This is a genomic window from Marinobacter profundi, from assembly GCF_002744715.1.
GTDB classification, from domain to species: Bacteria; Pseudomonadota; Gammaproteobacteria; order Pseudomonadales; family Oleiphilaceae; genus Marinobacter; species Marinobacter profundi.
This window is the reverse complement of sequence record NZ_KZ319377.1, coordinates 35,608-57,466: the sequence shown is the minus strand read 5'-3', so window position 1 is coordinate 57,466 and position 21,859 is coordinate 35,608. Positions and strand designations below refer to the sequence as shown.

The 21,859-nt window shown below is 63.6% G+C and carries 17 protein-coding genes; 3 read left to right on the top strand and 14 right to left on the bottom strand.

Features of this window, described 5'->3' with window-relative positions:
- Positions 1-3: 3 nt before the first annotated feature.
- The 6 genes from CLH61_RS16765 to folE form a co-directional block, all read right to left on the bottom strand.
- The gene (locus CLH61_RS16765; RefSeq protein ID WP_099615916.1) at positions 4-435 is read right to left on the bottom strand and encodes a MerR family transcriptional regulator; all 432 of its coding nucleotides are present in this window, start codon (positions 433-435) and stop codon (positions 4-6) included.
- 197 nt (positions 436-632) lie between these two features.
- Positions 633-947: a hypothetical protein gene (locus tag CLH61_RS16760; protein WP_099615915.1), complete on the bottom strand. Its 315-nt coding sequence runs from the start codon at positions 945-947 to the stop codon at positions 633-635.
- A 59-nt stretch (positions 948-1,006) separates the two neighbouring features.
- Positions 1,007-3,268 (bottom strand): putative bifunctional diguanylate cyclase/phosphodiesterase, encoded by a 2,262-nt coding sequence (locus CLH61_RS16755; protein ID WP_322868312.1) that lies wholly within the window; start codon positions 3,266-3,268, stop codon positions 1,007-1,009.
- 188 nt (positions 3,269-3,456) lie between these two features.
- Positions 3,457-3,897, bottom strand: a complete 441-nt coding sequence (locus CLH61_RS16750) for a CoA-binding protein (protein WP_099615914.1) — start codon at positions 3,895-3,897, stop codon at positions 3,457-3,459.
- A gap of 11 nt (positions 3,898-3,908) precedes the next feature.
- Entirely contained in the window at positions 3,909-4,289 is a 381-nt protein-coding gene (gene folX / locus CLH61_RS16745) for a dihydroneopterin triphosphate 2'-epimerase (protein WP_099615913.1), read from the bottom strand.
- Positions 4,290-4,303: 14 nt separating this feature from the next.
- Complete coding sequence (folE, locus tag CLH61_RS16740) at positions 4,304-4,870, bottom strand: GTP cyclohydrolase I FolE (protein ID WP_099615912.1); 567 nt, start codon at positions 4,868-4,870, stop codon at positions 4,304-4,306.
- Positions 4,871-5,066: 196 nt separating this feature from the next.
- On the opposite strand from folE, the gene CLH61_RS16735 reads away from it, so the two are divergent.
- Complete coding sequence (locus tag CLH61_RS16735; protein ID WP_099615911.1) at positions 5,067-5,978, top strand: alpha/beta fold hydrolase; 912 nt, start codon at positions 5,067-5,069, stop codon at positions 5,976-5,978.
- Here the strand turns inward: CLH61_RS16735 and CLH61_RS16730 are convergent.
- Entirely contained in the window at positions 5,962-7,107 is a 1,146-nt protein-coding gene (locus CLH61_RS16730) for a GGDEF domain-containing protein (RefSeq protein ID WP_099615910.1), read from the bottom strand. The two genes, CLH61_RS16735 and CLH61_RS16730, sit on opposite strands and share 17 nt — an antisense overlap.
- Before the next feature lie 225 nt (positions 7,108-7,332).
- Between CLH61_RS16730 and CLH61_RS16725 the strand changes: the two genes are divergently transcribed.
- Together CLH61_RS16725 and CLH61_RS16720 are read left to right on the top strand one after the other, a co-directional pair.
- Entirely contained in the window at positions 7,333-8,415 is a 1,083-nt protein-coding gene (locus CLH61_RS16725; RefSeq protein ID WP_099615909.1) for a patatin-like phospholipase family protein, read from the top strand.
- 76 nt (positions 8,416-8,491) lie between these two features.
- The gene (locus CLH61_RS16720) at positions 8,492-8,737 is read left to right on the top strand and encodes a CDGSH iron-sulfur domain-containing protein (protein ID WP_099615908.1); all 246 of its coding nucleotides are present in this window, start codon (positions 8,492-8,494) and stop codon (positions 8,735-8,737) included.
- A 6-nt stretch (positions 8,738-8,743) separates the two neighbouring features.
- Here the strand turns inward: CLH61_RS16720 and CLH61_RS16715 are convergent, their stop codons facing one another.
- The 7 genes from CLH61_RS16715 to CLH61_RS16685 form a co-directional block, all read right to left on the bottom strand.
- Entirely contained in the window at positions 8,744-10,063 is a 1,320-nt protein-coding gene (locus CLH61_RS16715; protein WP_099615907.1) for a PAS domain-containing protein, read from the bottom strand.
- A 130-nt stretch (positions 10,064-10,193) separates the two neighbouring features.
- On the bottom strand, positions 10,194-11,006 hold the full coding sequence (gene znuB, locus CLH61_RS16710; RefSeq protein ID WP_099615906.1) for a zinc ABC transporter permease subunit ZnuB: 813 nt from the start codon (positions 11,004-11,006) through the stop codon (positions 10,194-10,196).
- Positions 10,993-11,778, bottom strand: coding sequence for a zinc ABC transporter ATP-binding protein ZnuC (gene znuC / locus CLH61_RS16705; RefSeq protein ID WP_099615905.1), 786 nt, complete (start codon positions 11,776-11,778; stop codon positions 10,993-10,995). Before znuC ends, znuB begins: the two co-directional genes overlap by 14 nt.
- Positions 11,771-12,262, bottom strand: a complete 492-nt coding sequence (locus CLH61_RS16700) for a Fur family transcriptional regulator (RefSeq protein ID WP_099615904.1) — start codon at positions 12,260-12,262, stop codon at positions 11,771-11,773. The genes znuC and CLH61_RS16700 overlap by 8 nt, the downstream gene beginning before the upstream one ends.
- A 93-nt stretch (positions 12,263-12,355) precedes the next feature.
- A complete protein-coding gene (locus CLH61_RS16695; RefSeq protein ID WP_099615903.1) occupies positions 12,356-12,817 on the bottom strand; it encodes a chemotaxis protein CheW in 462 nt (153 codons plus the stop codon).
- Positions 12,818-12,827: 10 nt separating this feature from the next.
- Complete coding sequence (locus tag CLH61_RS16690) at positions 12,828-13,883, bottom strand: chemotaxis protein CheB (protein ID WP_099615902.1); 1,056 nt, start codon at positions 13,881-13,883, stop codon at positions 12,828-12,830.
- Positions 13,883-21,853, bottom strand: coding sequence for a hybrid sensor histidine kinase/response regulator (locus CLH61_RS16685; protein WP_099615901.1), 7,971 nt, complete (start codon positions 21,851-21,853; stop codon positions 13,883-13,885). The genes CLH61_RS16690 and CLH61_RS16685 overlap by 1 nt, the downstream gene beginning before the upstream one ends.
- Positions 21,854-21,859: the final 6 nt, after the last annotated feature.

The following is a 21,859-nucleotide window of genomic DNA, read 5'->3' as shown; positions in this document are numbered from 1 at the left end:
CATTTACTCCTCGTGGCAAGTGGCGGCAGCGGTTTCGTCCCAATGTTCGATCAGCCGGCAGATGGTATGGCCATCCGGCGTGCCATCGGGCATTTCACGCCAGGCTGACAGCGCCGTGGTCATCCGCTCGCGCAACTGCTGTAGCTCGGCAATCTCCCGCTCCACCTCGGCCAGGCGTTGCTCGAACACTTCCCGCACCATCGGGCAGGGCGAGTGGTGATCGTCCGCCTGATCCAGAATGGCGCGGATCTCCGGTAACGAAAATCCCAGCTGGCGGGCCTTGCGGGCAAACCGCAGCCGGCGCAGGTCGTCCGCGTCGTACTGCTGATAGTTGTTGTCGGGGTTTCTGGCCGGGCTGAGCAGGCCCTCCCGGGTGTAGAACCGCACGGTATCGGGATTCACACCGGCGGCCTGGGCAATCTCTTTGACTTTCATGTATCGCTCACTCCTTTGGTGACATGAAGAGGTGACATGAAGAAAATTGGCCACCATGCAGGATTCGAGGAGTGTCAGAGCCTGACACGGCGGTCACCACAGCTGGTCCATAAGATTAGCCTAAAACCTGTGAGCAACTCACAGGTCAAAGGTTTTTTGAAGGAAGCTTTTTTGCAGAAAGGAAAGTGCGGAAAGAATCAGCGCTCCCGGGCGCGCAGGAAAACCCCGCAGTGGTGGCACTGATCCGGCGCCATCAGCTTTGCCTGCCAGCCAATCCGGTGGCCGCAGGCCGGACAGGCCAGCCGCAATTGCAGCACGATGATGGGAATGATCAGCAGTACCAGCAGCACGCCCAGTGGCCCCCAGCTGTCACCGCTGGATAATCCCAGTTGACTGCCGAACACCAGGACGAGGGTGAGGGCGATAAATGCAAAGATAAAATAATTCCGGTTCCAGCGCTCCCAGCGGCGCAGGGTCCGGTCCTGTTCGGGGGTTAGATAGGTCTGGCTCATAGCATCCTGTCGCAAAAGGGTGATGGCCGAATACTGGTGCGGCCGGGCACGAATTGCAATCAGCGGTCGACGGAAAGGTCATCCAGGGCAAAGCCGCGGGCCAGCACCGCCGGCAGCTCCCCCGCCGGCACCGGTCGGCTGACCAGATAGCCCTGGATCAGATCGCAGGCCTGCCGGCGCAGCAGTGCAAGCTGGGCTTCGGTCTCGACGCCTTCGGCAACCACCCGGATTCCCAGGCTGTGGGCAAGACTGATCACCGCCCGGGTAATCACCGCATCGTCCTGGCGCTCGGTCATGTTGCGGACAAACGAGCGGTCGATCTTCAGCAGATCCACCGGGAAATCCCGCAGGTAGGCCAGCGACGAGTAGCCCACCCCGAAATCATCGATCGACAGGTGAACCCCCAGCTGATGCAGGCGCGACAGTTGCCGGAGGTTGCGCTCGATGTTCTGGATAAAGATCTCTTCGGTCAGCTCGATCTCCAGCCGGTCAGGCGCAACGCCGCTCAGCGCCAGCGCCCGCTGGATATGGTCCACCAGGTGTTCATCGTCCAGTTCCCGGCCAGACAGATTGACCGCAACCCGCAGCTGCCCGAGGGGCGTGCCGGCCCAGTCGGCCAGCTGCCGGCAGGCGGCCAGCACCACCCAGCGGCCGATTTCGCCAATTCGCCCGCTTTCCTCCGCCAGCGGGATGAACTCGCCCGGTGGCAGCAGGCCCCGTTGCGGGTGCTGCCAGCGGATCAGCGCCTCGACACTCTCCATCCGGCCCCGGGCAAGATCCAGCTGGGGCTGGTAGTGCAGCACAAATTCGTTATCTGCCAGTGCCTTGCTGAGATCCTTGTCGAGTTCCAGTCGCAGCACTTCACGGTCCTGCATGCCCTCGGTGTAGAACTGGTAGGTATTACGGCCACTCTCTTTGGCCCGGTAGAGCGCAATGTCGGCGTTGCGCAGCAACACATCCGCATCCACGCCGCTCTGGGGGTAGATTGCTACGCCCATGGTGGCGGTGATGCTGTGGTGTTCACCGTGGACCAGGAAAGGTTCGGCAAAGCACTGCTTGATCTGCCCCAGCAGGTGAATCACCTCATCCAGGTCATCCACATGTTGCTGGCAGATCATGAATTCGTCGCCACCGGAGTAAGCGATCATCACCCGCTCGTCACTGAGCAGGTTGAGCCGCTCGGCCACCAGCACCAGCAGATCGTCACCGAACTGGTGGCCGAGGGAATCGTTGAGGGTCTGGAAGCGGTCCAGGTCGATCATCACCAGTGCCACCTGGCGCTGCTGGCGCCAGGCCGTTTTCAGGGTATGGGCCAGGTCTTCCATGAAAAAGCGGCGGTTGGCCAGTCCGGTCAGGGCATCGGTCGATGCCAGGCGGGCGAGGTCCTGCTGGACGGCTTCCCGTTCGCTGACTTGCCGTTCCAGTTCGTGGCGGGTTTTCAGCAGCGCCCGGTTGCGCTTGAGAATGAGTTGGACCAGCAGGGTGGACAGACTGGTCAGCAGGCCCATCACCACCAGCGCGCTGAAGGTGAGCCAGGGCCAGATACTGCGCTTGCCGGCCACCCAGGATTCGGAGGGGGTTATGGCCAGTGTCCAATTGATTCTGGGCAACTCGACCCGTGTCAGGTGACGGAATTCCGGGGCTATCGGCAGGTCCGCATTGAGCTGGTAGGCCGGTTCGCCCCCCTGGAAGATGTCAACCCGGAAGAGCGCCAACACCCGTTCGGTCAGGATTGCCCGTGCCAGGTTCTCCATACGAAAAACGCCGGCGATGAACCCGCGGTTGTCGGCACCGGCGAGGATGGGCACATAGATGACCAGTCCGCTGCCTCCCTGTTTCAGTTCGATCACCCCGGACACGTCCAGCCGGCCGGTTTCCCGGGCGGCGATCAGCGCGCTGAGCCGGCTGTCAGAGAACGCCACGTTGTAGCCGACGACGTCCTGGTTACCGTCGATCGGCTCCACCCAGCGGACAATGAAGTCACGGTCAATCCACTCGATGGCCTGGTAGACGCCGTAATCCGTCAGGTAGTTGCGGGCATCATGACGCCAGACGGCTTCGGAAATATCGGGCGCGGCGGCGGTCCGTTCCGCCATGCGCCGCAGGGCCTGGACATGAGCGAGGAACTCCTGCTCCAGACCGCGGGTCAGGGCGGCCGCTTCGGTGGCGAGGCTGGCTTGGATCTGGGAGTCTTCCTGACGCTCGATGCCGAACTTGAGGCCGGTCGCGGTGGCCAGGAAGACCAGCATGATCAGCGCGGGCACCAGAGTGCTCAGGAGCAGTCTGGTGAGGGTGCTGGTCGTGCTGGTTGATTGGTCCAAAACCTACTCCGGCCCGGACGGCAGCGTGCTGTATCCGGATGTGCTGTTACTGGGTGCCGACAGGGGCCGGAACGCCCCCGCCAGTTTGCTCGCAAGTTGCCGAGATTATGTCAGAACTTGCGGGTAACACACACCCGATCGGGCCGGAATCGCGTTCACCTGGTGACTTCAGGCGCTGTTGCGCAAGGTCAGGCCCCGGCGCGGGAGCGGATGGTCACGCCCAGGCGGGGAATGTCCTGTTTCGGACAGCGGTCCATCACCACGGTCAGTCCGGCAGCTTCGGCCCGTGCCGCACCGGCTTCATTGATTACGCCAATCTGCATCCAGATGGTGGGGATGTTGAGGCGGATGGCTTCGTCGATTACCGGATCGGTCCGTTCGGGGGCCAGGAACAGTTCCACCATATCCACCGGCTCGGGCAGGGCCGACAGGCTGGCACAGACGGTTTCCCCGAGCAGTGTCTGGCCCGCCAGTTTCGGATTCACCGGGATTACCCGGTAGCCGCGACCCTGCAGGTAAGCCATGACCTCATGGCTGGGCCGGTGGGGCTTGTCGCTCGCCCCGACCAGGGCGATGGTATTGACTGATTCAAGGAGTAGACGCAGTTGCTCGGGGTGGTTTACTGGCATGGTTTCGCTCGTCAGTGGTTGCGGTGTGCCTGCAGTGTAACAGACACCGATTCCGCGTAGCGTAGCGCGTGTGGCTTGTCGATTTCCACCTCGGCCCACTGCACCGCTTCATGCTCCATGACGATACTGAGCACCTCATGGGTCAGCCGTTCCAGCAAGGCAAAACGGTTGCCATCGACATGACGGATGATTTGCTTGGTGATGGTGCGGTAATTGAGGGCGGATTCGATCTCGTTATTGTTGACTGCCTCGCTGGCATCATAGGTCAGCCGCACATTGATCAGCACGTCCTGCTGATTGTTGATTTCTTCTTCCTTGATGCCGATGTAGGTCCGCAGCAGCAGGTTCTTGATACGGACGGTCGCCTGGTGGCCGCCTGAGGGTGCCGTCATGGTGTCTCCCGGGGTCAGCGTTTCTGGATCAGGTTGAGGAATTCGGAGCGGGTGGCCTGGGATTTGCGGAACGCACCCAACATCATCGAGGTTTTCATCAGCGAGTTCTGTTTTTCGACGCCCCGCATCATCATGCACATGTGCTGGGCTTCGATGACCACTGCCACGCCGCGGGCATTGGTCACCGATTCGATGGCTTCGGCAATCTGTCGAGTCAGGTTCTCCTGGATCTGCAGCCGGCGGGCATACATATCCACAATGCGGGCAAATTTGGACAGCCCGAGCACCTTGCCCTGGGGCAGGTAGGCGATATGACATTTGCCGATAAACGGCAGGATGTGATGTTCGCACATGCTGTACAGCTCGATGTCCTGGACCACCACCATTTCGTCCATGGCGGACTCGAACACCGCCTTGTTGACCAGTTCATCCAGGCTCTGCTGGTAGCCCCGGGTGAGGAACTGCATGGCCTTGGCGGCCCGCAGCGGGGTGTCTGCCAGTCCCTCCCGGGTCGGGTCCTCGCCCAGCCCGCTGAGAATTTCCCGGTAGTGGCCAGCCAGTTCTGCAAGTTTGTCTGTCATCGTTGATTCGCTTCTTTTGTCACGGAGTCCAGGACTGAGCTTAGGCCAAACGGCGTTGCGACTCCACGGTATACGGTGATTCGGGCCAAAGAGACCAGCGCCGCGGGCACCGGTCGCCATTTCCGGTCCCTGGAGATGGCGTGGCCGCACTGATTGATTTAGAGTTTCAGCTGTCAAATTTTGCCAGGGAACGAGCATGGAGCAGGTGATACCCCGGGCCGGAGATGCGCCGTTGGCCGGCGGTGCGGCAACACTGGAATGCTGGCAACAGGCCGGTACCTGGTTCAGTTATGAAGGGCACGCGATCTTCAGCCGCATGGCGGGTGAGGGTGAGCCACTGGTGCTGGTGCACGGCTTCCCGACGGCGAGCTGGGACTGGAGCCGGCTCTGGCCGATGCTGGCGCAGCATTACCGGGTGCTGGCGGTAGACCTGCTGGGCTTCGGGTTTTCTGACAAGCCGGTGGATTATCACTACAGCATTGAAGACCAGGCGGACCTGCTGCAGGGCTGGATCGAGGGGCTAGGATTGCCACAGATCAGCCTGCTGGCCCACGATTACGGTTGTAGTGTGGTCCAGGAACTGCTGGCACGGGACCAGGAAGGTACCCTGCCCTTTGCCATTAGCCGCGTCTGTTTTCTCAATGGCGCCCTGTTTCCCGAGGTCCATCGGCCCCTGCTGATCCAGAAGCTGCTGTGCAGTCCATTGGGCGGCCTGGTCAGTCGCGGGCTGACCCGTGGCACCTTCAACCGCAATTTCTCCCGCCTGTTCGGCGACCGCCACGGGCTGACGGCCGCCGAGCTGGACAATTTCTGGCAGTTGCTGACCTACAATAACGGACGCGGCATCCTGCATCGCCTGGTGCATTACATGGAGGAGCGCCGCTGCCATCGCAACCGCTGGGTCGGCGCGTTGCAACAGGCCCGGCAGCCGTTGCGGCTGATCTCCGGGATGGCCGACCCGGTGTCCGGGGTGGCCATGGCCATGCGTTACCGGGAGCTGGTACCGGCAGCCGATGTGGTGAGTCTGCGCGGAGTCGGGCACTACCCCCACTATGAAAGTCCCGGTGAGGTTTATCGCGCTTTCCGGAATTTCAGCACGGGCCGCTGAGGGAGTTGCTGACAGAGTCGCTGGCAGAGTTACCGGCAGGTTTACCGGCGGAGTCACCGGCCACGTCGCCGGCGATCGGCTCAACACCGGTCCGGCCGGCAACGACCAGACGGTTGCGGCCCTGGTTCTTCGCACTGTACAACGCCTGGTCGGCCCGGTTCAGCCACACGGACCAGGTTTCCCCCTGCTGGACTTCGGCAATCCCTGCACTGGCGGTCACCGTGATGCCGTCCCCGAAAGGCGTCGCGCTGATGGTGGCCAGCAGTTGTCGTGCCAGCTCATCGGCATCCCTGAGGCGGGTTTCCGGCAGTACCAGCATGAACTCCTCGCCACCGATCCGGAACAGCCGGTCGCTTTCCCGGAGCCGTTTGCGGAGGCGCCCCGCCACCTGCTGCAGCACCTGGTCACCGGTGCTATGGCCCCAGCGGTCATTGATGGACTTGAAATAATCCAGGTCCAGCAGCACCAGGCTGGAGACCCGTTCATAGCGTTCCCGCATCTGGATATGGCGATTGAGGATGTCCGAGAGCTGGGAACGGTTCAGGCAACCGGTCAGCGGATCGGTGGTGGCCAGCAGGGTCAGTTCCCGTTGCAGTCGCCCCACCAGCCAGGCGAAGACCATGACAAAGACGCCGGTCAGCCCGAGAGAAAAGGTGATGCGCCAGAAGTCAGCCTCGGGAAACTTGAGGAACGAGATTACTGCCATGGCCATGACGAACACGATGTTGCTGATGGTGGCCTCCCGCAATGGCAGCAGGAAGAAGCCGCCTGCGATGGCCGGATAGGCCCAGTAGAGGCCGGCGTGGCCGTTGATCGCCGTGGAATAGACCGCGCAGGTTACCGCCAGCAGGGGAAACAGCCGGCCCTGGAGAAAATAGGTACGACGCCAGCGTAACAGCGCGATGACCGTCACGGCGTTGACGCAGAACAACAGCAACAGGCCCGCCAGCAGTCGGTGACCCTGGTTCCACTGAATCATCACCAGGGGGGCAACGGCGACCAGTGACCAGAAATGCAGGTGATAGACGATCTGGCGGCGAAAGCCAAGGACGGCCAGGGTCGGATTCGACGGTGTTGTCGGTGGAGTGGTTTCTGGTTGCACAGCATGCTCCTGCTGCTTTTTGTTCATGCCTTCATCCGCTTGAGGCGTTTGGCAAGAGTCTAGCATGCTCTGTTGATGATGAACGATAGTTCAGGCGTCAGCGGATGATCCGGCGGCCATACCAGGGTGCGGCGTTGTCCGGTAACTGGCCGCCTGCCGGGCAGTCCGCTAAACTCCCGCCGGTCTGAATGCAGTGTCGCCGAAACCTGTCACCCGTCGTTAACGCGCGGCCGCCCACCAGAGGGGAACACCATGACAGCTATCCAGGTTCGTAAACCTGCACTTATCGTCCGGGCCGGGCGCCGTGCCCTGGAGCGCCTCCACGAGCAGCCACTGACGCCACAGGATGTCCATGTGATCCCCGGCGCCGCCGGAGGCCCCAAGGCCCTCGGGCTGTCCGGTCTGGACAAGGCCATTTTCGGTCACTGGCTGCCCCGGGCGCCCCAGCAGCGGGCGCTGATCGGGTCGTCTATCGGGAGCTGGCGGTTTGCCGCGATCGCCTCCAGCGATGATCCCGCAGCCCAGTTGGCCCGGCTGGCCGAACTGTATACCACGCAGCGTTTTGCCAGGGGGGTGAGCCCGGCGGAAGTGACCCGCAAGAGTGTGCAGTTCCTGGAAACCCTGCTGGGAGGCCGCGAGGATTACCTGCTGAACCACCCGTTTTATCGTCTCAGCATCGTGGTGGTACGCAGTCGCGGCCTGCTGGAGCATGACAGCCGGGGCCGTCTCGGTCTGGGCCTGATGAATGCCATCAGCGCCAACATGGTAAGCCGCCGCCACCTGGGCCGGTTCATGGAGCGGGGGATCATTCACGATGCCCGGTATCCGACGCCGGTGGCCAGCCTGGTGGACTTTCCCAGTCACCGGGTGGCCCTGACCCGCGACAACCTGCTGCCGGCGCTGCTGGCGTCGGCGTCGATCCCGCTGGTGATGTCCGGTGTGCGGAATATCCCGGGTGCGCCGGAGGGCGTCTACCGTGACGGTGGGCTGCTGGATTACCATCTCGATCTGCCCTATGAACAGCCGGGGGTGATTCTCTATCCGCATTTCACCGACAGGGTTGTTCCGGGCTGGTTCGACAAGTCCCTGCCCTGGCGCCGCGGCGATGCCACCCGGCTGCAGGATGTACTGCTGGTAGCGCCTTCCCCGGCATACCTGGAAACGCTGCCGGATCGCAAGCTGCCGGATCGCAAGGATTTCGAGAGGTACCTGGGCGATGACGCCGGCCGTGAGCGCGCCTGGCGACGGGCAGTGGCGGAGAGCGACCGTCTCGGGGACGAGTTCATGGAGCTGGTTGACCGTGGTCGGCTGGCGGAGGTTCTCAAGCCGCTGTGAGGGCAGCCAGCTGCAGAGCGTCTATACTTCCGGGCATTGGCTCACAATCCGCAGGTGCAGGTGTGAAGGAGAAACCATGAGCGATCAACAACCTGAGATTCCGCAAAAATCGCCGTATGCGGTACTGGTTGAGGGCGGGCGCAATTATTTCTGGTGCGCTTGTGGCCGCAGCCAGTCACAGCCCTTTTGCGATGGCTCCCATAAAGGCAGCGGCTTCACCCCGGTCAAGTACACCGCCGAAAAACAGGAGTGGCTGTGGTTCTGTGGCTGCAAGCACACTGGAACCCCGCCGCTTTGTGATGGTACCCACAAGACCCTCTGAGCCGCGCTACAGCGGCCGGCGCAGGGCGCAGAGCCGGTAACCGGTAACGCCATCGACCGGATTGCTCAGTACTTTTACCCGCAGGGTGGCGGCCACGGCGGTGCCGTCGGCGGCCAGCAGATTGAGGTCCATCCGCTCGACCTGGCGGTCCTGGCGGGCGGCATCCAACAAGGCCAGGAAATGTCGCTGCTCAGGCTGGCTGACAAGGCTGGCCCACGGTTGCCCGGCCAGTGCCGCCGCGGGCCGGTCCAGGAGCTCGGTCACCTGTGTCGAAACGAAGCCGATCCGGCCCTGTTCATCCAGTTCCGCAACGACCCCGCCCGCCAGCTCTACCAGGTCCCGACTGCGCTGTTCGCTGTCATTAAGCGCCTGTCGCAGAATGGTTTTTTCCACCTGTGCATTATCGAGTTGCTGGGCGCTGAGGCCCAGGGAGACGTCGCGTCCCTGCAGTGCCTGTTGCAGGCCCTGCTGACGACGACAGAGCCAGAAGCTCAGGAAGGCGGCCAGCAGACTCAAACCGCCGCCTGCCAGCCAGAGCCGGGTGTGGGCCGGGCCCGCGTCCGGGGGCGGGCTGATTGTAGCAAGCAGCCATTGGCGGCTGGCAAAGGCCAGTTCCGAGCGCAGCGTGCGCTCATGGCTGATATCCGGGGCTCCCGAGCTGCGGAACAGTGGCCGTTTCGAATGCTGGGAGAGGTCGTGGACCTGCAAGGCAGCCCCGGCGGGCAGGGGGTGATCTGCAAAGGTGGCTTCGAGCCAGAGTTCCGGCACCAGGGTCATCCGCACCAGGCGGTTATCTGCCATCGGGAAGAACAGCATGGACATTCGCTGGCCCTGTTCCGGGTCAGTGCCGGCAGGGGAGGTGCCGGCTGTTCCGGTCGCTCCGGGCGTTACTGCGTCGGGGGCGGGCTGCTCGGCCGGGGGCTGGGGGGGTGGCCGGAACACCACCGCCGGGGTCGCTATGACCTGGCCGTTGTCCCGGGCACGGGCCAGTTCGCCGGGCCAGTCGGGATCGGTTTCCACCAGGGCGATGCCCAGGATGCCTTTGCGGTAGGCCAGCAGGGCATTGGCTTGCTGGCGGAATCCCGGCTCACTGCTGGTGGCGGTGGCCGCCAGTTGATGGCCGGAATCCAGCAGGTTCTGGATGCGCTCCTCGAGCAGCGTCGCCAGGGTGAGGTGACGACTGGTGGCCAGGTCCTCGCCGATGGACTGCAGCCTGTCCCGGTAGCCCGTACCGATAACCGCAGTCACCACCAGTCCGGCCAGCAGTACCAGTATCGCCGGCCAGTAATGCCAGGGCAGGCGCCGCAGCAGGGTCGAAGCGTCCATGGTTGCTCCCCCGTAGGGCCGGGCGGCAAGTCCCGGTCACCCGTTGATGTCTGTCCCCACACTTTAGTCCAGTTTTGTCCCGTGCCGGAAGCCTGATCCGGGCGCAAGCGCGTGCGAACCGCACCCTCGTTCAGTGTTGGGGCCGACGGACCACGCTGTAGACCAGTACGAACAGGCTGAATGCGGTCACTACCACCGATGGCCCCGCCGGGCTGTCCGCCTGCCAGGACAGCATCAATCCGCCGGCGACCGCCAGCATGCCGAAGCCCATCGCGAGGAATACCATGTGTTCCGGGGTCCGCGCCAGCCGCCGCGCCGTCGCCGCCGGAATGATCAGCATGGCAGTGATCAGCAGTACGCCAACGATCTTCATGGCGACGGCGATGACCAGTGAGAACATCAGCATCAGCAGCACCCGCAGCCGCTCCACCGGTACCCCTTCGACCCCGGCCAGTTCCTCGTGGATGGTGCTCATCAGCAAGCCGTCCCACAACCAGAACAGCAGCACCAGGATAGCCACGGCACCACCGTAGATCCAGGCCAGGTCGGCGCGGGTCATGGCCAGCAGGTCGCCAAACAGATAGCCGGTCAGATCGACCCGCACATCGGGCAGGAAACTCAGCACCACCAGGCCAATGGCGAGCGCACTGTGGGCGAGAATGCCCAGCAGGGTGTCGGTGGCAAGGCCACGACTGCGGCCGAGCACCACCAGCACCATGGCGAGGCCGACACAGGTGAGCGCAATACTCAGGTTGAGCGGGAGCTGGAACAGGAACCCCAGGGCAATACCAAGCAAGGCCGAGTGGGCCAGGGTATCGCCGAAATAGGCCATGCGGCGCCAGACCACAAAACAGCCCAGGGGGCCGGCCACCAGGGCCACTCCCAGGCCGCCCAGCAGTGCCCGCCAGAAAAAGTCATCCAGAACGGTATCAATGATGGCCATGGCCGGAGCATTCCCTGTGTTCAGAGTCACTGTCGCCCGCGGCAACCACGTCGCCATGGAGATTGTGCTGATGGTTGTGGCGATGATGGTAGACCGCCAGACTTTCAGCCACCGACTGGCCGAAGGTTTCGATGAACGCCGGGTCCCGGGAAATGTCTTCCGGATGGCCACTGCAGCAGACATGCTGGTTCAGGCAGAGGACTTTGTCGGTTGCGGCCATCACCAGATGGAGGTCGTGGGAAATCATGATCACCCCGCAGTGGAGCCGGTCCCGCAGCTGGCGGATCAGGTCATAGAGCGCCGCCTGGCCATTGATATCGACGCCCTGGGCCGGCTCATCGAGCACCAGCAGGTCCGGCTTCCGGGCCAGGGCACGGGCCAGCAGCAGGCGCTGGCGTTCGCCTCCGGAAAGATGATGTACCGAGGCCGCCAGCAGGTGCCCGACACCGGTCTGCTCCAGGGCTTCGCGGCAGGCCGCGGCCGGGACGCCACTCAGCGCCATGAACCGTTTCACGGTGAGTGGCAGGGTCGGTTGCAGGTGCAGGTGTTGGGGGACATAGCCGATGGTCAGGCCGGCCTGACGGTGGATTGCACCTTCGCTGAGTGGCTGGATGCCCAGTACCGCCTTGATCAGCGTGGTCTTGCCGGCACCGTTCGGGCCGATGATGGTAATGATGTCGCCGCGGCTGACCTTGAGATTGATATGGTCGACCGCGATCACGCCATCGAAGCGGACGGTGGCATTGTCCAGGGTTACCAGGGGGTCAGTCATTGTCGGCATCCTGGCGACAATTGGGGCAGCGGCCGGCAATCTCGATGGTGGTGTCTTCCGGAACAAAGTGCTCGGCGGCGGCCGCCGCCGCCACCGCGCTGGCAACCGTGGGTGCGGTCAGTTCGAGGACATTGTGGCAATGACGGCAGATCAGGAACATGCCGTTATGGTGCTGGCCAGCATGGGCGCAGCCGACAAAGGCGTTCAGCGATGCGATGCGGTGGACCAGGCCGTTAGCGAGCAGGAAGTCGAGGGCCCGGTAAACGGTCGGCGGTGCCGCGTTGTGACCGTCCTCGGCCAGCGCGGCAAGGACATCGTAGGCACCCAGTGGCTTGTGGGATTGCCAGATCAGTTCCAGCACCCGTTCCCGGACCGGTGTCAGACGGGCATTGTTTGCCTTGCAGATAACCCTGGCGTCATCCAGCGCCTGGCTGACACAGGTCGCGTGGTTGTGGGGGCGATAAGGCAGCGCGGCATTGGCCATGGCAGCGACATCCGGTGAAAATTTGAAACATTATAACATTCACCTTGGTGACCGTCACCGGTCCCGCCTGCTGCCATTCATCGGGCTGACCGGTTAGCCGTGGTGGCTGCTGGCGAGGTCCTCGAGGTATTCCAGGTTCGGAATGAAGGCTTCCTCACCATTGAGGTCCACTTTCATCAGGTCGGCGGGCCCGGTGTCACCTTCCAGCGGGTGAAGCTGGGACTGCTCGACGCGGGTCTGGCTTGGGATGCCCCGGGTGACAAGTGCGAGGAATGGCAGCTGGTTGTGATGACTGCCAATGGTGTTGAGGACTGCAATGCGGCCGCGGCCGTCACCGGCGTCCGAGCGTTCACCGCCGTTAGCCGCGTCGTAGGACACCACCGGCAGATTGAGGCCGCGCCAGTTGAGCTCGCCCAGCAACCAGGCCGGCCCGTTGTCCTTGGGGGTGGTTGCGCCATAGTCGACAATCTCGGCAATCGACACGTTGGGCAGCAGCAGTTGCCGGCCCGCCATGGGGATCAGCACACAGGGAAGTACTTGGCGGTTGTCATTCATCTTGCGTTCCTCAGACAGAATCCCGCTGGCTGCGCCGTTGCAGCAGACAGGACGCCTCAATCGTTTTGACAAGTTCCCGGGCCAGCTGTTCTGGCGTACCGGTAAAACTGGTACAGCCGGTTTCGGCCACCGAATCCGGCATGGAGCTGTTACCACAGCTGGTGCTTTCCTGTACCCAGATCCGGCTGCCGTAGGCCTTCAGCAGCGGTGCGGCAATGGCACCGTCGTTGCCCATGCCGGAGAACAGGATAGCATGACAGTGATGACCATAATGGTCCGCCACATTCAGCAGCACCTGGTCAATGGACGGGCCATAGGGTCCCGGCCAGGGCGTCTGCTTTTCCTGCAGCCGACCGTTGTGATCAAGAATCCACTCGTGCTCCACCGGCATCAGGACCACTTCACCGTGGTGGACCTTGTGGCCGGCTTCGGCCTGACGCAGCCGGTAATGGGCATGCCGCCCCAGCACCCGGGTCAGTACCTCGGTGAAGTTGCCGTCGATGTGCTGGGCATAGATAAAACCGACCGGCAATCCGGCCGGGAGGTGATCGAGAAACGCCTTGACGGCGGCGGGGCCGCCCAGCGAGGCTCCCAGTATCCACACCTCTTTCGCGGGCTTGTCCGGGTCAGCGGGCGTCACCCAGGCGGGCAACCGGGGATCGGTTGCAGGGGTGTCGTCAGTGACTCCGGCAAGCTGCTCCAGAGTGTCCGCGGAGTCGAGCTGCTCCAACGGCCCCAGTTGCTGTTCCAGCTTGTTCAGCAACCGCCGCTCCCAGCGGGAGTAGTCGGTGCTGCCGCTCCGTGGTGCGGTATCGACCCCAAACAGCACCGGCGCGGCAGACTGCTCCAGCAGGTAATCGAACAGCGTCGGATGATCCGCTTCGTCTTCCAGGGTGACCAGCCACAGGCTGGCCTCGGGAATTCGCGGATAATCCAGCAGGCGCTGCGGGTCGCCGCAAAAGCAGGCGGCGAGGCCGAATCGTGTCGCCGCCTCCTGCAGCCGGTGCCGCTGCAGGACGTTGTCTGACACTATCCCGACTGCGGGCCGGCCTGCCGGGGCGGCCATCAGTCGTTACCGGTCAACCGTGTAATCGTCTCAAGCAGCTCGGTTTCCTGGAAGGGTTTGCCGAGGTACTCGTTGACGCCCAGGGCGAGGGCCCGGTCGCGGTGTTTCTGGCCGGTCCGCGAGGTGATCATACAGATAGGAGTATTGCGCAGGCTGTCGTCGTGCCGCACAAAGCTTGCGACCTCGAAGCCGTCCATGCGCGGCATCTCGATATCCAGCAGGATAATGTCCGGCTTGTGGTCCTGCAGCTGGGCAACCGCATCGAGGCCGTCCTTCGCAGTCACCACCTCCATGCCATTGCGCTCCAGCAGGCGGGAGGTAACCTTGCGCACCGTCACCGAGTCGTCCACCACCATCACGATGGTCGGCCGTTCCTCGCGGCGGTACGCTTCCTGCGCCTTGTTCATGGCGGCGATACGCTGGCGTTCCGACAGGATGTCGGAGCGGATCATCGCCGGCAGGTCAAGGATGACCACCACGTTGCCGTCACCGAGAATGGTGGCACCGGAAACGCCCCGCACCGAACTGAACTGCGGGCCGAGGGATTTCACCACGATTTCCCGACTGCCGATCAGGCTGTCCACCTGCAGCGCCATGGGCTGTTCGGCACCGCGGACCAGGATAACCGGCAAGGGCAGCGCCTGGCCCTGCAGCTTGGGCTGGTGTTCGCTGTGCAGCAGGCTGCCGAGATACTGCAGGCGGTATTGCTGGCCGGCGTACTCATAGAGCGGCGCGTCCGGCTTGTAATACTCCTCGAGTTCCCAGGTACTGACCCGCACGATACCTTCGATGGTGTTCAGCGGGATGGCATAGAAATCCTCGCCGGAGGTCACCATCAGGGCCCGGTTGACCGACACGGTGAAGGGCAGGCGTACCGTGAAGGTGGTGCCTTCCCCGAGGCGTGAGTCGATGTCGAGGCTGCCGCCAAGTTGCTTGATCTCGCTGGCGACCACATCCATGCCCACGCCGCGTCCGGAAATCTGGGTCACCTGCTGTGCGGTGGAGAAGCCCGGTTGCAGGATAAACTGGAGGATCTCACGGTCACTCAGGGTTTCATCGGCACGCATCATGCCCTGACGAATGGCCTTGTCACGAATGACCCGGATCGGAATGCCGGCACCGTCATCGATCATGCGCAGCACCACGTCACCGCCCTCACGGGTCAGTGACAGGGTGATTTCCCCGGTCTCGGGTTTGCCGACCCGGGTCCGCTCTGCGGGGGTTTCGATGCCGTGGTCGAGGGCGTTACGCAGCATGTGCTCAAGGGGCGCGACCATCCGCTCGAGGATGTTGCGGTCCATCTCCCCTTCCGGGTTACGGACGTCGAACTCCACCTTTTTGGCCAGCTCGCCACTGATCTGCCGCACGATCCGCCGCAGCCTCGGTACCATCGAGGCAAAGGGGATCATCCGGGTCTTCATCAGACCTTCCTGCAATTCGGTATTGATCCGCGACTGCTGCACCAGCAGGGTCTCGGTATCCCTTAGCCGGTCGGCCATGGTTTCCCGCAGGTCGGCAAGGTCCGAGGAGGATTCGGTCAGTGCCCGTGACAGCTGCTGGATTGATGAGTAGCGGTCCATCTCCAGCGGGTCGAAGTCTTCGCCGTAATCCGGTCCGTGCTCCTTCTCGGTACGGAACAGGATCTGGGTTTCGGTCTCGATGTCCATCCGCCGCAGCTGCTCACGCAGACGCTCGATGGTCGCAGCCATCTCGTCGAGGGTGCGGGTGAAGTCGCTGGTCTGCTGTTCGAGGCGGCCCCGGGTAATACTGGTTTCACCCGCCAGGTTGACCAGTTCATCCAGCAGCGGCGCTGATACCCGGATGGTCTCCTGAGCTGCGCGTCCGGCGTCGGCAGGCTTCCGCCGCGGTGTTTTGGCCGGCGCCTTGGCTGGGGCCGGGGTGGCCGGTTCGGCGGCCCGGGCAAGCGGGGCCGGTTCCGCCGGTGCGGGTTCGTTTACCGGGGCTTCCGTGGCTGGCTCGTCGGGTTCTGCCCGGAGGGCGTCCGGGAGCTCCGCCTCGGAGGCTGGCTGGGGGACGGGGGTCCCGTTACCGGTAAGTCGATGGCGCAGTTCGGCCACCAGGGCGACAATACTGTCATGATCCGCAGTAATGGCCTGCCAGTCGCTTTCCTGCGGGCTATTACCCCCCAGGTCGATCAATCGGGTCTCGAGGCCGTGGGCGGCATCGCCCAGGTCACGCTGCTGGGCCAGTCGCGCACCACCCTTCAGGGTATGCAGGGCACGCTGGGCCTCCCGGTTGAAATGGGCGTTACCCGGCTCTTTGCGCCAGTCGGCGAACAGCTGCTCCAGCTGGTCGAGAATTTCGCCGGCTTCTTCCAGGAAGATCTCGATGACTTCAGCATCGACCGGTTCGGCGCCAGCGGTTGCGCCGCTGTCTCCGGTGTCAGCATCGGTTTGCGAAGTAACGGTGACCGGCAGGCTCCGCAGTGCGTCGATCAGCTCCTGGTCCGGTGCGGCCTTGCCGCCGTCTTCCAGGGTGTTCAGCATCTGGTCGAGGGCGCCCAGTGCCCGTTCGCTGAGGGCGAGCGCGGCTTGCTGGTTATTGCCTCCGGCGACCAGCGGCTCCAGGGCATCGGACCAGGCTTCGGCAAGTTCCGCCACCGGGTCGATATCCGCCAGCAGGGCGCCGCCCCGCAGGGTGTGCAGCTCCTGCTGTAACTGGGTAACGCCAATCAGCTCGGCGGGATCATCCCGCCACTGCGCAAGGGCCTCGGTCAGCGCGGCATGGATCTCCCGGCCTTCGTCCAGGAAGATGCCGGCCAGGTCGTCATCGCTGGTCTGCGGCAGCTCAGGGCTTAGCCAATCCTCGCCTTGCTCCTCGGGTTCGAACAGCGTGATCAACCCGGCGTCGTGGGGGCTTTCCTCAGCCGGTTGGTCCTGGCCTGCGGGGTGGCCAGCGAGGATGGCCTGGACGCGGCCGATCAGTTCATGCGCGTCAGGGCAGGGCTTCTGGGTGGCCACCTGTTCCACCATCAGCGCCAGCCGGTCGTGACAGGCAAACAGCAGGTCGTTCATTTCCGGTGTGGCCTGCAGCTGGCCTTCGGCCACTTTCTCGAACAGGTCTTCCAGCACGTGGGTCAGGTCGCCGATGGGGGCAACCCCGGCCATCCGGGCACCGCCCTTGAGGGTGTGGACATCCCGCTGCAATTCGGCGGCCACCTGGCGGTTATCGGGATCTTCACTCCAGGTGTGCAGTGCACTGGCAGTGGAGTTGATCAGGTCATAGGCTTCTTCGAGGAAGATGCCCACCAGCTCCGGATCCAGTCCGGCAAAGGCATTGACCCCGGCGTCGGATTCCGCCGCCACGGCGGCGTCTTCCGGCAGGCTCAGCTCGATGGTTTCCTCGGCGGTGGTGTCTTGCTCCGCGGGCTGGTGAGCTGCCACCGGTGTTGCCTCGGCAGTCTCGGTGTCGCTGCCGGCGGCCTGCAGTTCCGCCACCAGTTGCGGGGCGGCCTCGCAGGTACCCTGCTCAGCGATGGCTTCCACCAGCGAGGCTAGCTGGTCGTGGGCTTTCAACGCCAGTTCGGTTCGCGCCCGGGTCGCGGCGATGCGACCCTCGGCAATCCGCTCGAACAGGGTTTCCATTTCGTGGGCGATATCGGCGATCGGCGCAATGGCTGCCATCCGCGCACCCCCTTTGAGGGTGTGCAGTTCCCGCTGCAGCTCCTTGACCAGCTCCGGCTGGGCCGGTTGGGCCTGCCAGCGGTGGAGCTGTTCGGCGGTGGTGTTGATGATCTCGCCGGCCTCTTCGAGGAAAATCTCCGCCAGTTCCGGGTCCAGGTCGGAAAACTCCTCGCTGCTGACGGATGGCTGCTCGGTGCCGGCCGCCACTTGTGGGGCCGTCTCAGCCGGGGTGTCCGGTTCGCTGACGCTGGTCACCTGGCGCGCGGCACTGGCTTGGTCGACGTATCCGCGGATCTCGCTGATCAGGTCGGGCGCGGGGCGCGGTGACTCGGCCTGCCCCAGGGCGTCAACCATGCTGGCAAGCCGGTCGTGACAACGGAACAGCAGATCGGCGAGCTGGTCGTTGATGGCCAGTTGTTGCTCGGTAACGCCTTCAAACAGGGTTTCCAGTTCGTGGGCCAGATCACCCACCGGCTCGATGGCGGCCAGGCGTGCACCACCCTTGAGGGTGTGCAGGTCGCGCTGCAGCAGGCGCAGTAACTCGGTGTTGCCGTTGTCGGTCGCCCACTGGTGGAGGGTCTCTGCAGTGCTGTCGATCAGATCCCGGGCTTCCTCCAGGAAAATATCGGCCAGCTCCTGTTCCGCTTCCTCGTCGGTTTGTGGCAGCGGTGGCAGGGCTTCGTCTGCCGGCTCCGTGTGCACGGCCGCGACCGGTTCGGCGGCTGCCTCAGTGGCTTGCGGTGCCTCACTGGCAGGATCGTCGATGAGATCGCGCAGGTCGCGCAGCTGCCGTAACTCTTCCAGCAGGTCCTCGTCGGTAACGGTGGCCAGCCCGGCCGCGACCTGATCCATCATGTTGATCAGGAGCTCGTGCGCTGCCCGCGCCACCCGGAAAAAGTCCGCGCCGGGAGTGATCGCCGAGGTCCGGGTATAGCCATAGATCTCGCTGAGCAGCTCCGCCAGCTCGGCAACGTCCGTCAGGCCGGCCTGGCGGGCCCCGCCGGAGAGTTGCTGCAGTTCGCGACCGAGGGTTTCGACCGCTGCAGTCTGGTCCGGTTCGCGGATCCAGGTATCGAGAATGCTGTCGGCATCCAGCAGGATGTCCAGTCCCTCATTGAGGAACAGGGCAACCAGCTGCGGTTGCGCCTGAACGGCGGCTTCTTCCGAACCCAGGGCATCCTGGCTGCCCAGGGTGCGCGTCGAGACTGTGTCGAGGCGCTCGAGGTATTCTTCGGTACCCGCCAGGGTAGCCTGCGGGTTTTCGCGAATCTGGCCGAGGCCACGGACAATAAAGTCGCAACCGTCGGCAAGCAGGTCGAGGGCATCCCGGTCGGCCTTGCGATTGGCCGCACGGCTGTCCTTGACCAGTCGTTCCAGCGGCGTGATAACCCGCGCAATGGGTTCGATACCTGCGGTATGGGCACTGCCCTTGAGGGTATGCAGTGCGCGGGAAACCTGGTCGGTATACGCCACCGCGGTCTTGTCGGCGGCGTTGCCGAGAAACGCGCGCAGGGTCTCCAGGTGGGTCTCGGTTTCGCTCTCGAAAATGTCGAGCAGCACCTGGTCAATCAGCTCTTCGTTGGCGGCATCTGCGGTACTTTCGGTGTCCTCCGCCTCGTCCAGCTCGGCCGCTGCCAGCTCGCCGCTGTCCGGTATTTCGCCGTTGGCAAGGCTGGTGGCACGGGCTTCGAGTTCCGCCGTCGATACCGAGGCGTTGCGGCGGGCGCGGAAGTCCTCCACCAGCGCCGGCAATACGCCGGTGACATCCTGCAGCAGGCCGGCGATGTCGTCATTCATGAAGACACTGCCGTCGATGACCCGGTTGAGCATGTTCTCCACCGCCCACGCCAGTTCGCCAATGGTGGATGCACCCACCATGCGGCCACTGCCCTTGAGGGTGTGGAAGGCGCGACGGACTTCGGCCAGCGCCGAGCGATCATCGAACTGGCGCACCAGCATCGGCAGGAATTCACGGATGGTGTCGAGAACTTCGCCGGCTTCCTCGATAAAGATATCGAGAATTTCGTCATCAATCAGGTCGTCGGTGTCGTCCGCGGCAGCCACCGGTTCGGGCTTGCCACCAGGGACCGCCGCGCTGACCGGAGCCTCGGCCAGCGCCGGTGTTTCCGGTGCCGCTTCGACGTCGGTAACCTTGCGGGTGGTCGACATGGCTTCGGCACGCTCGATCAGTGCCGCGACATCACCCTCGGTATGGCCGTTCCGGAATTCCTCGATCAGCCCGGGAATTCGCTGGTTGACGTCATCAATCAGGGCGAACAGTTCATCGTTGGGGCGAATGGTCTGGTCGATCACCCGATTCAGCAGGTTTTCCACCGACCATGCCAGTTCGCCGATACTGCTGGCACCCACCATGCGGCCACTGCCCTTGAGGGTGTGGAAGGCGCGGCGGACTTCGGTCAAAGCCTCGCGATCGTCGTGGTTCTGGCGCAGCCTGGGATAATAGTCATGAATACTGGTGAGAACCTCACCGGCTTCCTCGACAAAAATCTCGAGGATCTCGTCATCCACCAGTTCATGGTGGGATGCCGCCGTGGTGTCGGTCTCTGGCTCGGCCTGAGCGGCAACGGTTTCTTCCGCTTCCACTGCTGCCTGCCAGGTCGGCTCGGCGCCGACCGGAAAGCCGAGAATCGCCAGGCTGTCTTCGGCAATGTGGAGGATGGCGTCGTTATCGGCGATGCCATCGCTCAGCCGCTCGAGGTAATACTCGATGCTGGTAATGGTGTCGGCCAGGGTGTCGAGCTGTTTCCAGTCCGGGATCTGGCGGCCACTCAGCAGGGCGTCGGAGACATAGCGCTCGGCACACTGCAGCATGTCGGCAACCCGTTCCAGAGGGATCAGCTGCAGGCCACCGCGGATGCTGTGGAGGAGCTCCGGAACGTGTTCAATCTCGCGCAGGTCCCATTGCGAGGCGATAAAGTTCACCACCGCGGTCTTGACCTGCTCGAGGGAATTGCGGGATTCCCTCAGCAGCGCGCTATGGGCGTCGCTGAGTTCCTGGCCACCGAGGTTGGGCGTATTGCCGTAATCCTTGTCGGTAATTTCCTGCTGGCGGTCCTTGTCCAGGCCGGACAGGCTGGCTTCGACGTAAAGCAGTGCGCCGGCAATATCCAGTAGCGTGCCGTCATCGACTTTTTCCACCTGATTGACCAGGCGTTCGAGAATCTCGATCTGCTCCAGGATCACCCGGCGGGGTATCCCCAGGCCGATGACCGCAAGGGTATTGGCAATCTGGCGCAGGCCCGGCAGCAGTTCTTCCAGCTCGTCGTTCTGACGCATCGCGGCCCTGACAAACAGGTCCAGCTGGTCCTTCAGCTTGGCGAGCTCTTCGTTGAGGGCGCTGACCACGGAGTGGATCGCTTCACGGCCCGGACCGGCCACCCGGCTGCGGGCGGCGTCCACGTCATCGTCGGTGGGCAGGGCTTCCGCCAGCCGGTAGTCTTCGCGCAGCGCGCGGACCCACGGGGTGTCGAGTTCGCGGGCCCGTGCCACGTAGTACAGCAAGTGCTTGAACAGGGCCTCGGGAACCGGTTGCTGCAGGATGTCGACGCGCTCGTCGATCAGTCGGCGCAGCTCGCTGTCAAGATTGCGCAGCAGCGACTTGGTGGCTGAATTGAGCGGGTTATCGCCGCTTTGCAGGGTCTCGACAAAGCCGCCGGCGGCTCGCCAGAGTTCGCCCCGGGGGCTTTGCTGGCAGAGTTTGACCAGCCGCTGGATGACCTTCTGCAGATAGTCGTAATGCGCGCGCAGATCTGCCTCGCGGATGATACCGGCGAGGGCAAACTGGAACATCTGGCGCAGCTTGCGGACATTGGCGAGTACCTTGGGGTCCTGCAGGTGCTGGACCGCCACGGGGTTGGAGGCAATCCGGGCGCGGGTCAGATCCGGTTTGAACAGCGCGGTGTCTGACAGCAACGATTCGCCCCGCGCGGCGCGCAGGTTATTGAGCAGCGGCAGCAGCACCAGGGGGAAGTCATCCCGGCTGCTGGACAGGTGTTCCAGGTACTGGGGCAGCTGGAGTATGGATTCCATCAGCACTTCGACGGCTTCGTCGATGCTGGCTACGGAGTCGTTCAGGATTGCCTGGGTGAGCTTTTCCATCTCCTCGGTCAGCAAGGCGGCGCCGTACAGCTCCACCATCTGCAAGGTGCCGTGGACCTGATGGAGGTAATTCAGGCAAAAGCGCAGGCGCGCGGTATCCTCGCGGTTCTCCACGAACGCTTCGAGTGCCTGCTGGCCCTGAGTCAGCGTGTCCTGTATTTCTCCCCGAACCCAGTCGAGGGCGATACTGTCATGGTGATTGCCCATAACCAC